General features: G+C 72.4%; 8 protein-coding genes. 7 read left to right on the plus strand and 1 reads right to left on the minus strand.

From position 1 onward, the window contains the following. The first annotated feature begins 400 nt into the window (after nt 1-400). From dnaK to NOCJ54_RS29850, 6 genes are all read left to right on the plus strand, one after another. The gene (gene dnaK / locus NOCJ54_RS0109370) at nt 401-2,260 is read left to right on the plus strand and encodes a molecular chaperone DnaK (protein WP_028655297.1); all 1,860 of its coding nucleotides are present in this window, start codon (nt 401-403) and stop codon (nt 2,258-2,260) included. Continuing rightward, nucleotides 2,257-2,934, plus strand: coding sequence for a nucleotide exchange factor GrpE (grpE, locus tag NOCJ54_RS24825; protein ID WP_036517424.1), 678 nt, complete (start codon nt 2,257-2,259; stop codon nt 2,932-2,934). The genes dnaK and grpE overlap by 4 nt, the downstream gene beginning before the upstream one ends. Nucleotides 2,935-3,016: 82 nt before the next feature. After that, nucleotides 3,017-4,192, plus strand: a complete 1,176-nt coding sequence (dnaJ, locus tag NOCJ54_RS0109380; protein ID WP_028655298.1) for a molecular chaperone DnaJ — start codon at nt 3,017-3,019, stop codon at nt 4,190-4,192. Beyond that, nucleotides 4,192-4,626 (plus strand): heat shock protein transcriptional repressor HspR, encoded by a 435-nt coding sequence (locus tag NOCJ54_RS0109385; protein ID WP_028655299.1) that lies wholly within the window; start codon nt 4,192-4,194, stop codon nt 4,624-4,626. The genes dnaJ and NOCJ54_RS0109385 overlap by 1 nt, the downstream gene beginning before the upstream one ends. Before the next feature lie 590 nt (nt 4,627-5,216). Next, nucleotides 5,217-6,551, plus strand: coding sequence for a hypothetical protein (locus tag NOCJ54_RS24830; protein ID WP_232221733.1), 1,335 nt, complete (start codon nt 5,217-5,219; stop codon nt 6,549-6,551). An 82-nt stretch (nt 6,552-6,633) separates the two neighbouring features. Further along, nucleotides 6,634-7,566: an Abi-alpha family protein gene (locus tag NOCJ54_RS29850; protein ID WP_036517409.1), complete on the plus strand. Its 933-nt coding sequence runs from the start codon at nt 6,634-6,636 to the stop codon at nt 7,564-7,566. Between the two features lie 13 nt (nt 7,567-7,579). Here NOCJ54_RS29850 and NOCJ54_RS24840 read toward each other — a convergent pair whose 3' ends face one another. After that, nucleotides 7,580-9,724 (minus strand): GMC oxidoreductase, encoded by a 2,145-nt coding sequence (locus NOCJ54_RS24840; RefSeq protein ID WP_198020169.1) that lies wholly within the window; start codon nt 9,722-9,724, stop codon nt 7,580-7,582. Between the two features lie 205 nt (nt 9,725-9,929). On the opposite strand from NOCJ54_RS24840, the gene clpB reads away from it, so the two are divergent. Then, nucleotides 9,930-12,521: an ATP-dependent chaperone ClpB gene (gene clpB, locus NOCJ54_RS0109405; protein ID WP_028655300.1), complete on the plus strand. Its 2,592-nt coding sequence runs from the start codon at nt 9,930-9,932 to the stop codon at nt 12,519-12,521. The last annotated feature ends 45 nt before the right edge of the window (nt 12,522-12,566 follow it).

Consider the following 12,566-nt stretch of genomic DNA (forward strand, 5'->3'; position numbering starts at 1 on the left):
AGCACGGCGCCCTCCAGGCACTGCTCAGCGGTGTCGAAGCGGCCTGACGTTGACACAGGGCTACTCATCGGCCGTCCCCCATGTCGCGCCGGGGTCAGGTGGCACCCCCGGCCCCTCGATCGTAGGCCGGGCGGGTGGTGCCGCCCATGGTCAGAATGGGGGATTCCCGCCTTGTCGGAACCGCTGCCGGGACGCTGCCCGGACCGCTTCCCGACCCACTGGGCGGACCCGTGGCGGGTTCCACGGAGGAACCACCGAGGGACCACGCAGAAAATCGTTGCGCCCGGGAACAAACCCGCCGCCGGCCCCCGTTGTGCCCTGTGTCAGACTTGAGTCGATCCGGCTCAAGTATCTTTAAACCACGAGCTGCAGACCAGCACACAGACGGAGGGCACAACACATGGCACGAGCTGTCGGCATCGACCTCGGTACGACGAACAGCGTCGTCGCGGTCCTGGAGGGCGGCGAGCCCACGGTCATCGCGAACGCGGAGGGAGCCCGGACCACGCCGTCCGTCGTCGCCTTCGCCAAGAGCGGTGAGGTGCTCGTCGGCGAGGTCGCCAAGCGCCAGGCGGTCACGAACGTCGACCGCACCATCCGGTCGGTCAAGCGCCACATGGGCACCGACTGGACCCAGCGCATCGGTGAGCCGGTCGACAAGGACTTCACCCCGCAGCAGATCTCGGCGTTCATCCTGCAGAAGCTCAAGCGGGACGCGGAGGCCTACCTCGGCGAGACCGTCACCAACGCGGTGATCACGGTCCCGGCGTACTTCTCCGACGCGCAGCGCCAGGCCACCAAGGAGGCCGGCGAGATCGCGGGCCTCAAGGTCGACCGCATCGTCAACGAGCCCACCGCGGCCGCGCTGGCCTACGGCCTCGACAAGGGCGACGACCAGACGATCCTCGTCTACGACCTCGGCGGCGGCACGTTCGACGTGTCCCTGCTCGAGATCGGCGAGGGTGTCGTCGAGGTCAAGGCCACCAGCGGTGACAACCACCTCGGTGGTGACGACTGGGACAACGCGATCGTCCAGTGGATGGTCAAGAAGTTCAAGGACGCCAACGGCGTCGACCTCGCGGCCGACAAGATCGCCGCGCAGCGCCTCCAGGAGGCCGCGGAGAAGGCGAAGATCGAGCTGTCGTCGTCCAGCGACACCACGATCCACCTGCCCTACATCACCCACGGCGAGAACGGCCCGCTGCACTTCGAGGAGCGGCTCACCCGCGCCGAGTTCCAGCGGCTCACCGCCGACCTGCTCGAGCGCACCAAGGCGCCTTTCCAGAACGTCCTCAAGGACGCCGGCGTCAGCCTCTCCGAGATCGACCACGTGGTCCTCGTCGGTGGCTCGACCCGCATGCCCGCGGTGACCGAGCTGGTCAAGGAGATGCTGGGCGGCAAGGAGCCCAACAAGGGCGTCAACCCCGACGAGGTCGTCGCGGTCGGTGCGGCCCTGCAGGCCGGTGTCCTCGCCGGTGAGGTCAAGGACGTGCTGCTCCTCGACGTCACCCCGCTCAGCCTCGGCATCGAGACCAAGGGCGGTGTGTTCACCACCCTCATCGAGCGCAACACCACGATCCCGACCAAGCGTTCGGAGATCTTCACGACCGCCGACGACAACCAGCCGTCGGTCGAGATCAAGGTCGCCCAGGGTGAGCGCGCGATCTGGTCGCAGAACCAGCCGCTCGGCAACTTCGAGCTGACCGGCCTCCCGCCGGCCCCGCGCGGCGTGCCGAAGATCGAGGTCACCTTCGACATCGACGCCAACGGCATCGTGCACGTCTCCGCCAAGGACCAGGCGTCCGGCCGCGAGCAGTCGATGACCATCTCCGGCGGCAGCGCGCTGTCGAAGGACGACATCGACCGGATGGTCAAGGAGGCCGAGCAGTACGCCGAGGAGGACGCCAAGCGTCGCGAGGCCGTCGAGCTCCGCAATCAGGGCGACCAGCTCGTCTACACGACCGAGAAGTTCCTCGCCGACAACGGCGACAAGATCCCGGACGACGTGAAGACCGAGGTCACCGCCGACGTCGAGGCGCTCAAGTCCGCGCTCGAGAACGCCGAGGCCGACGGCGACACGCTCAAGGCCGCCATCAGCAAGCTGGGCGAGTCCAGCCAGAAGATGGGTGCGGCCATGTACGCCGCGGCCGAGGCCGACTCCGCCGCCGCCGGCGGCTCGACCGGTGCGACCGGCGAGTCCGACGACGACGTCGTCGAGGCCGAGATCATCGACGAGGACACCGAGGGCGACGCCAAGTGACCGAGGACCACCTCACCCCGGAGGGGGAGCCGCAGGAGGCTGCGGCTCCCTCGCCCGGGGGCGACCCTGCCCCGGACACCGCTGCCGACCAGCAGCCCGATCAGCAGCCCGACCAGCAGCCTGACGCGGCTGCCGACGGCCAGGTCGACGGCCCCGACACCGCCGCGGACGACGCGGCGGCCACCGAGGGCGCGCCGGCCGAGGGCGAGGCCGCCGAGCCGACGCCCGAGGAGGACGAGCTCACCGTGACGAAGATGGCGCTCGAGGAGCGGACCCTGGACCTGCAGCGCCTGCAGGCCGAGTTCCTCAACTACAAGCGCCGCGTCGAGCGGGACCGCGAGCTGATCAAGGAGAACGCGACCTACGCCGCGCTCACCCCGATCATCGACGTCCTCGACACGATCGACCGCGCCCGCGAGCACGAGCCCCTCGAGGGCGGCTTCAAGGCGACGGCCGAGCAGCTCGAGCGCGTCGTGTCGGGCCTGGGCCTGGCCAAGTTCGGCGAGGTCGGCGACCCGTTCGACCCAGAGCTGCACGAGGCGCTCTCGCACATCGGCACCGACCCCGAGGTCGAGGTCACCACGTGCAAGGTCATCGCCAAGGCCGGCTACAAGATCGGCGACCGGGTCGTGCGCGCCGCGCAGGTCCTCGTCGTCGACCCGGCCGAGGGCTGAGCCCGCTGCCCGGCGTGGCGCCGCCCACCGACGTACGCACGCTCGTGGACACTGACGGACCAGAGGAGAGGGGAGGTGCGCGATGAGTGACGACGGCATCCGGTCCGACTGGGCCACCAAGGACTTCTACAAGGAGCTCGGCGTCGCGAAGACCGCGTCGCAGGACGAGATCAAGAAGGCCTACCGCAAGCTCGCGCGTGCCAACCACCCCGACTCGCACCCCGGTGACACTGCCAAGCACGAGAAGTTCAAGGCGGTGGCGGAGGCCTACGACGTCGTCGGCGACCCGGAGAAGCGCAAGAAGTACGACCAGGCCCGCGAGCTGTTCAGCCGCGGCGGGTTCCCGGCCGGCGGTGGCTTCGGCGGCGGCGGGTTCGGCGGCGGCGTGAACGTCGAGGACCTACTCCGCGACCGCGCCGGCGGCGGGGGCGGCTTCGGCGACCTGTTCGGCGACCTCTTCGGCGGCGGCTTCTCCGCCGGGCGGCGGGCCAACCGGCCCGCCCGCGGCGGCGACCTCGAGACGACCGCGACGATCGGGTTCACCGAGGCGCTCGAGGGCGTCACGGTGGCCCTGCGGATCAGCTCCGAGGGCGCCTGCTCCACCTGCAACGGCACCGGCGGCAAGCCCGGCACCCGCCCGCACGCCTGCCCGGTGTGCGAGGGCACCGGGTTCGTCACCGCCTCGGTCGGCGGCGCGTTCTCGATGAACGAGACCTGCCCGTCCTGCGGCGGCCGCCAGCTCGTCTACGACGACCCCTGCCCCTCGTGCCGCGGCACCGGCACCGGCCAGGCCACCCGCACCATCCAGGCGAAGATCCCCGCCGGGGTGAAGGACGGCCAGCGGATCCGGCTGCGCGGCAAGGGCGCCCCCGGCGCCAACGGCGGCCCCGCCGGCGACCTCTACGTCACCGTGAAGGTCACCCAGCACCGGGTCTTCGGCCGCAAGGGCGACAACCTCACCGTCGACGTACCCGTCTCCTTCCCCGAGCTCGCGCTCGGCGCGGAGGTGAAGGTGCCGACCATGGGCGGGTCCGCGGTCACCCTGCGGATCCCGCCCGGCACCCCCAACGGGCGCACCTTTCGGGTGCGCGGCAAGGGCGCTGCCCGCCCCGACGGCACCCGCGGCGACCTGCTCGCCACCGTCGAGGTCCAGGTGCCCGCCACGCTCGACGCCGAGGCGAAGGCCGCCCTCGAGGCGTACGCCGCCGCCACGGCCAACAGCTCGCTGCGCGCGGGCCTGTTCGAGGACGCGACCTGATGGCCGGCCGCCGCCCCCAGCCCACCCCGCCCGCGCCCGACGACGCGGTCTTCGTGATCAGCGTCGCCGCGCAGCTCAGCGGCCTGCACCCGCAGACCCTGCGCACCTACGAGCGGGTCGGCCTGATCACCCCGGGCCGCACGGGCGGCGGCGGCCGTCGCTACTCCTACCGCGACGTCGAGCGCCTGCGTGCCATCGCCGAGCTCACCGCCGCCGGCATCGGCATCGAGGGCGTCAAGCGCATCCTCGACCTCGAGAACGCCGTCGACGCCCTCCGTGCTCGCAACACCGAGCTCGTCGCCGAGCTCGAGGCCACCCGCGAGGCCCTCCGCCAGGCCCTCGCCGCCCGCCCCACCACCCCCGACCGCCTCCCTGCGCTCCGGCAGCAGCCGTCGAGCAGCCAGGCCGTCGTCGTCTGGCGCCGCCCGCGTTGATGGCGCGAGCGCGTCGCCTGTCGAGGGCTGCGCGCAGGCGCTCGCAGGCTCGGCCCGCACGTGACCTCGACGCGCCTGCGGCGCAGGCGCCACGCTGCCGCGCCGCAGCTGGCTTTCGTAGGTCCTGCCCCCGGCCTGGCGGCAAGCCTGGGAGGGCGCTCGTTCGCCTCTGTCGCCGCGAGGTGTGAGGGTTCGCGCCGCGAGGTGTGAGGGTTCGCGCCGCGAGGTGTGCCTTGTGGCTGCGCGAGGTGCGCCTCGTGGTGGCCCGAGGTCGTGCGAGGTGTGCCTTGTGGCGGTACGGCGGCGGCGTACCTCGCCCTCGCGCCGCCGGGACGCGCACGTCGTACGACCACGACCCGCACGTCGTGCCACCACAACCCGCACCTCGCGCCGCCACGACCCGCACTTCGCGGTACGAAGCCGCACACGTCGGGGCGGTGGGGAGGAGTGGGAGGCGAGGTGGGGGCGGGTGTGTGCGACAGGGTGTCCTGAGATCCCTGTCGCATCCGGGAGCGCAGGCACTAACCTCGGGCCCACGGGACCGTTGGAGGCATGGGGCGCGCAGCGGGACTCAAGGACGAGGGGTGCACGTGGAGACGGTGCTGGACTGGCTCGCCGACTGGGCTGCCCACGTGAACTGGGTCTACTTCGTCTCGATCCCGATCTTCACCGGCGTCATCGGCTGGCTGATCAACTGGTCCGGCCTGTGGATGCTGTTCAAGCCGCTCAGCTTCCACGGCATCCGGGTGCCGGGGCTCAAGGAGCTGGCGGGCGTCATGCCGCGCAAGGTCCAGGAGATCCCCGGGCTGATGGAGGGCGGCATCGGCTGGCAGGGCATCGTGCCGGCGCGGGCGGCGAAGATGGGCAGCATCGCGGTCGACAAGGTCATCGCGAAGCTCGGCACCCCGGCGGAGTTCTACGCCCAGCTCGAGCCCGACCAGATCGCCGAGCACATCGTCAACGTGTTCCGCCCGGACCTGCCCGACCTGGTCCACGACGTCATGATGCGCGAGCACCCGCGGCTGTGGCGCGACCTGCCGCGGCCGGTGCGGCAGGCGGTCGTCGACCGGGTGCAGGCGCAGCTGCCGGCGGTGGTGCGCACGATCACCGACGAGATCGGCGTGCACATCGACCAGCTGCTCGACCCGAAGATCATGGTCATCGACCACTTCCGCAACAACCGCGACCTCGTCGTGCGGGTCTTCAAGGACGTCGGCCAGCGCGAGCTCAACCTGATGGTCGCCTTCGGGTTCATCTTCGGCTTCCTGCTGGGCATCCCCGTGGCGATCGTCGACGTCACCTTCCAGATCTGGTGGCTGCTGCCGATCCTCGGCGTCGTGGTCGGGTGGATCACCAACCTGCTCGGCATGTGGCTGATCTTCGACCCGCCGGAGGAGAAGCGGATCCTCGGCATCAAGGTGCAGGGCCTGTTCCTGCGCCGCCAGGACGAGTGCGCCGAGGTGTACGCGCGGATCATCGCCGACGACGTGATCACCCTCGAGCGGATCGGCGACTTCCTCATGGACGGCCCGCGCGGTGACCGCACCCGGCAGATGATCGCCACCGCGATGCGCCCGGCGATCGACCGGGCCGCCGGCCCGCTGCGCGGCGCCGTCAATGTCGCGATGGGCGGGCGGCGCTACGACAGCATCAAGGAGTCGTTCGCCCTCGAGGCGGTCGGACGCACCATCACGCCCTTCCGCGACCCCGGCTTCAGCAAGCAGCAGGCCGAGAAGATCCGGGTCCTCATCGCGCGCCGCACCAAGGAGCTGCCGCCCCGGGACTTCGTCGAGATGATGCGCTCGGCCATCAAGGAGGACGAGTGGATGCTCTACCTCCACGGCGCGGTCATGGGCGCTGCCGGCGGCTTCCTGCACGTCGGGCTGTTCGTGTGGGGCTGGATCCCGGGCCTGCCGACCCACTGACGATGCGCACCTGGTGGAGGCACGTGTGACGAGCGAGACACGGAGCGACCGGCTGCAGCCGTCGTTGGGGGAGGATGTGAGCGTGGTCAAGGACAACTTCGCCGACGACGGCCTCGACGCCGACGGCCTGCCCCGCCTGCCCGCGACCATCGCGCCCGCCGTCGCGGAGTCGCTGCCCGGCCTGGCCCGGATCGCCGGGTCGGCGGTCGTGCACACCGCCGGCTGGGGCCTGCGGGCCACCACCCGCGGCTGGATGCGCGTCGGCAAGGCGGTGACCAACCGCGAGGAGGCCACCTCCCTCGTGCGCGAGGTCGGTGCCTACGTCAACGCGGTCGGTGAGGTCGCCCGCCAGGTCTCCGACGGCGTCCCCGTCGCCACCGCGCTGACCCGTGCGGGCGAGTCCCTCGGCGGTACGTCGTCCCGGCCGGCCCCGTCCGCTCCGCCGGTCGTCGACGGCCACGTCGTCAGCCACCACCGCCAGCCGAGCCTGCGCGAGCGCGGCAACGAGCTGCTCGAGCGCTCCCGCGACGTGTGGAGCACGGAGGACCGGCACCCGGCCTACGACCGGATCCTCGACGAGCTCGCCCCGGACGAGGCGCGGATCCTGGTCATGCTGCTGCGCAACGGCCCGCAGCCCAGCGTCGACGTGCGCACCGGCGGCCCGGTCGGCATGGTCAGCAGCCAGCTGATCGCGCCGGGGCTGAACATGATCGGCCCGCGGGCCGGCCTGCGCTACCTGGAGCAGGTGCCGTCGTACCTCAACAACCTGTTCCGCCTCGGGCTGGTCTGGTTCCCCCGCGAGCCGGTGCAGGACCACCTCGAGTACCAGGTGCTCGAGGCGCAGCCGGACGTGCTCGCCGCGATGCACTCGGTGAAGTTCGCCAAGGTCGTGCGCCGCAGCATCCACCTCACGCCGTTTGGTGAGGAGTTCTGCAAGCTCGCGCTCGTCGACGAGGAGACCGCGTCGAGCACGGACCTGCCCGAGCACGAGGCGCCGCCGGACCTCGACGCCTGAGCCGAGGCCCGGCTCAGCCGACCCGCCGCAGCACGAACGGCGTGCCCGGGCGGCGCAGCCCGGGCCGGTCGACGAAGGTCATCCCGACGACCGTGCCGTCCGGCGCCTCGCGCAGCTCGTCGCGCACCCACCGCCACGGCCGGGGCGCGTCGGCGGGGTAGCCGACCACCAGCGCCGGCCGGCCGTCCGCCAGCGAGGGCTGCACCGACACCGTCATCGGCAGCGTCTCGGTGAGCCCGGGGCCGCCGGCAGCATCGCGCAGCAGGTTGACCCCGCGCACCACGCCGTCCTCCAGCCGGAACCGCTTGCCGAACCAGCGCGGCAGCCCGACCAGGCCGAGCCCGCGCGGCGCGACCTGGCGCAGCGGCCGGACGAAGGACGCCTCGTGGTCGCCCAGCACCTCCTCGGGGGCGAGCGGGCGCAGCCCGGACCACGCGCGGAGCAGGCCGGGCACGGTCTGCGGCAGCGGTGCCGGGCCCGCGGGCCCCGCGGCCGGTGCGGGGGAGGCAGGGGCGACGGCCCGGGCCGGCTCCGCCTCGATGGGCGTACGACGGGGGCGGTCTCCCGCCGGCGCCGGGAACCGCGCCGCGAACCGCTCGGCCAGCGCGGTGATGGTCAGCGACGGGTTCACGCCCAGGTTGGCCGGCACCACGCTGGCGTCGGCGACGTAGAGGCCGGGGTGGCCGAACACCTCGTGGTCGCTGTCGACGACGCCGCCGCGCGGGCTGGTGCCCATGACCGCGCCGCCGAGGACGTGCGCGGTCACCGAGAGCCCGCCGACCGACTCGCCGAGCAGGTTCAGCGGGCGCCCGCCGGAGGCCGCGGCGAGCGCCCGGGTCACCTCGTTGGCGACGGGCAGGAAGCTCGGCGGCGCGCTGTCGCCGACCAGCCTGGAGCGCAGCACGCGGCGCCACGGCCGCACCGGCGAGCGACGCAGCTCCATCGCGAGCTCGCTGTCGTGGTCCTGCATCACCGTCAGCACGGTGAGCCGGCGCAGGAAGCGGCGGGCGAAGGTGGTGCGCGCCTGCCGGTCCGGCCGGGCCAGCAGCCGCAGCAGCGTGCGCAGCGCCCGGCGGCGCGGACGGTCGTCGTAGACGAGCGGCCCGACCTGCAGCCGCATGTGCCAGCCGCCCAGGTAGCGGTTCTGGGTGACGTGGGTGCGCGGGTCGGGGTGGAAGTCGCTGGAGATCGTCGGGCCGCGCGACAGGTCCTCGCCGGGCGGCTGGAGCACCGCAGTGATCGCCTCGCTGTTGGTGCGCACGTGCCGGCCCAGGACGGGGGAGACGTGCGGCAGCGTCCCGAGCTCGTCGCGGCAGCGGGCGAGCAGCTCGATCGTGCCGAGCGCGCCGGCGGCCAGCACCACCCGCGGCGCCCGCCACGTCGCGTGCTCGCCGCTGCGCCACGGGTGGCGGGTGCGCAGCTCGTAGCCGCCACCGGGGAGCGGGACGACGGCGGTCACCTCCTGCTCGGGGACCACCCGGGCGCCGTACCGCTCGGCGAGGTGGAGGTAGTTGCGGGTCAGCTGGTTCTTGGCGCCGTAGGGGCAGCCGAGCAGGCACTCGCCGCACAGCCGGCAGCCGGTGCGCTCGGGGCCCTCGCCACCGAAGAAGGGGTCCGGCTCGGTGACCCCCTCGCGGCCGAAGTGGATGGCCAGCGGCACCGGGCCGAAGGTGTCCTCCGCGCCGACCGCGCGGGCGGCGGCGCGCAGGTGCTCGTCCATCGCGCCGAGGTGCGGGCTGGTGACCCGGCCGAGCATCCCGGCGGCCCGGTCCAGGTGGGGGCGCAGCTCGCTGCGCCAGTCGATGCCCAGGCGGGTCATCGCGGTCGCGTCGTAGAAGTCCTCGCGCGGCTCGAGCAGCACGCCGGCCCACACGATCGAGCCGCCGCCGACGCCGGTGCCGCCGATGATGCCGACGTGGCGGAACACCCGCTGCCAGAAGAAGCCGTGCAGGCCGAGCGAGGGCTGCCACAGGTACGCGCGGGGGTCGCGCCGGGCACGGAGCAGGTCGGCGTCGCTGAAGCGCGGTCCCTTCTCCAGGACCAGCACCCGGTGCCCGGCCTCGGTCAGGCGCAGCGCGCTCACCGCCCCGCCGAAGCCGCTGCCGACCACGACGACGTCGGCGTCCCACCCCTGCGTGCTGCCCGCGCTGGTCTCCACCCCCGCATGCTAAACCGTCCGACCGGACCGTAAGTGCCCGACCCTTGGCGCGGGTCGGTGCCGGCGGCGAGCGGCCAGAAATGTGCAGAGTTGAGTGGAATGGACTCAACTTTTTGTATGTTGTTCCCATCAACGAGGGCGCCTCGCCAGACCCGGGGCGATCCGCGACGATGAAGAACCACAGCAGCGAGGGAGCACACCACCCATGAGCCAGTTCGGGGCCGACACCTTCACGACCCGCAGCCGCGAGGCGATCGAGGCTGCCCAGCTCGCCGCGACCACCGCGGGCAACTCGACCGTTGAGCCGGTCCACCTCCTCGTCGCGCTGCTCCTGCAGCAGGACGGCACCGCCGCCAACCTGGTCGCGAAGGCCGGCGTCGACGTCTCCGGGGTCGTGCACGCCGCGGCTGCCGCCCGCGACGCGCTGCCCAAGGCCAGCGGTGCCACGGTCAAGCAGCCCGCCGGGTCGGCGGCGCTGACCCGCGTGCTCGCCGCCGCGCTCGACCTCGCCCGCTCGATGAAGGACGACTACGTCGCGACCGAGCACCTGCTGGTTGCGCTCGCCACCGTGGAGTCCACCGCCCAGCAGGTCCTCACCGAGGCCGGGCTCACCGCCGACGTGCTGCGCGAGGCGGTCACGGCCGTCCGTGGCAACCGCCGGGTGACCTCGCAGGACGCCGAGTCGACGTACGAGGCGCTGGAGAAGTACTCCGTCGACCTCACCGCCGCCGCGGCCGAGGGCAAGCTCGACCCGGTCATCGGACGCGACGCCGAGATCCGCCGGGTCGTCCAGGTCCTGTCCCGCCGCACCAAGAACAACCCGGTCCTCATCGGCGAGCCCGGCGTCGGCAAGACCGCGGTCGTGGAGGGCCTCGCCCAGCGCGTCGTCGCGGGCGACGTCCCCGACAGCCTCAAGAACAAGCGGGTGCTCAGCCTCGACCTGATGGGCATGGTCGCCGGCGCGAAGTACCGCGGCGAGTTCGAGGAGCGGCTCAAGGCCGTGCTCGACGAGATCAAGCAGGCCGAGGGCCAGGTCATCACCTTCATCGACGAGCTGCACACCGTCGTCGGTGCGGGCGCCGGCGGCGACTCGCAGATGGACGCCGGCAACATGCTCAAGCCGATGCTGGCGCGCGGCGAGCTGCACATGATCGGCGCCACCACCCTCGACGAGTACCGCGAGTCGATCGAGAAGGACCCCGCCCTGGAGCGCCGCTTCCAGCAGGTCTTCGTCGGTGAGCCCTCGGTGGAGGACACCATCCAGATCCTGCGCGGCATCCAGGAGAAGTACGAGGCGCACCACGGCGTCCGGATCACCGACGCCGCGCTGGTCGCCGCCGCGACCCTGTCCGACCGCTACATCTCCGGTCGCCAGCTGCCTGACAAGGCCATCGACCTCGTCGACGAGGCGGCGTCGCGGCTGCGGATGGAGATCGAGTCCTCGCCGGAGGAGATCGACCAGCTCCGCCGCCAGGTCGACCGGCTCAAGATGGAGGAGTTCGCGCTCGCGAAGGAGAGCGACGACGCCTCCCGGGAGCGGCTCGACGCGCTGCGCGCCGACCTCGCCGACAAGGAGGAGGAGCTGCGCGCGCTCGAGGCCCGCTGGGAGCGGGAGAAGTCCGAGCTCGAGGGCGAGGGCGCGCTGCGCCGCCAGCTCGACCAGCTGCGCATCGAGGCCGACAAGCTGACCCGCGAGGGCAACCTCGCCGGTGCCAGCGAGATCCTCTACGGCCAGATCCCCGCCCTGGAGCAGCAGATCAAGGCCGTCGAGGCCGCCGGCGAGGCCGAGGTGCCGGGCGAGAAGCTCGTCGGCGAGGAGGTCGGCGCCACCCAGATCGCCGAGGTCGTCGAGGCCTGGACCGGCATCCCCACCGGCCGGCTGCTGCAGGGCGAGTCGGCGAAGCTGCTCGAGATGGAGCAGGTCATCGGCGCCCGGCTGATCGGGCAGCACGACGCCGTCCGCGCCGTCAGCGACGCGGTCCGCCGCGCCCGGGCCGGCATCTCCGACCCGAACCGGCCCACCGGCTCGTTCCTGTTCCTCGGCCCCACCGGCGTCGGCAAGACCGAGCTGGCGAAGTCGCTCGCGGACTTCCTCTTCGACGACGAGCGGGCGATCGTCCGCATCGACATGAGCGAGTACGCCGAGAAGCACTCCGTCGCGCGGCTGGTCGGCGCGCCCCCGGGCTACGTCGGGTACGACGAGGGCGGCCAGCTCACCGAGGCGGTCCGCCGGCGCCCGTACTCCGTCGTCCTCCTCGACGAGGTCGAGAAGGCGCACCCGGAGGTCTTCGACATCCTGCTCCAGGTGCTCGACGACGGTCGGCTCACCGACGGCCAGGGCCGCACGGTCGACTTCCGCAACACGATCCTGATCCTCACCTCGAACCTCGGCTCGCAGTTCCTCGTCGACCTCACCCTGTCGCCGGAGGCGCAGCGCGAGTCGGTCATGGGTGTGGTGCGGCAGTCGTTCAAGCCGGAGTTCCTCAACCGCCTCGACGAGATCGTCACCTTCGACGCGCTCACGATGGACGACCTCTCGCACATCGTCGACCTGCAGCTGCGGGCGCTCGAGGCGCGGCTGTCGGCCCGGCGGATCTCGCTGACCGTCTCCGACGAGGCCCGCGCCTGGCTGGCCGAGGTCGGCTACGACCCCGCCTACGGCGCCCGCCCGCTGCGCCGGCTGATCCAGACCTCGATCGGCGACCCGCTCGCGCGGATGCTGATCGGCGGCGAGGTCACCGACGGTGGCGCGGTGAAGGTCGACCGGGGCGAGGACGGGCTGGTGCTGACCACCTGATCACGGGCTGATCACGGGCTCGACGGGTGCAGGAATCCCCGGCTG

The organism is Nocardioides sp. J54, from assembly GCF_000519005.1.
Classification (GTDB): Bacteria; Actinomycetota; Actinomycetes; order Propionibacteriales; family Nocardioidaceae; genus Nocardioides.

Bases quoted from the DNA above. Each gene is read 5' to 3' on its own strand.
- dnaK (WP_028655297.1), top strand. From the start codon at position 401: ATGGCACGAGCTGTCGGCATCGACCTCGGTACGACGAACAGCGTCGTC.
- dnaJ (WP_028655298.1), top strand. From the start codon at position 3,017: ATGAGTGACGACGGCATCCGGTCCGACTGGGCCACCAAGGACTTCTAC.
- NOCJ54_RS0109385 (WP_028655299.1), top strand. From the start codon at position 4,192: ATGGCCGGCCGCCGCCCCCAGCCCACCCCGCCCGCGCCCGACGACGCG.
- clpB (WP_028655300.1), top strand. From the start codon at position 9,930: ATGAGCCAGTTCGGGGCCGACACCTTCACGACCCGCAGCCGCGAGGCG.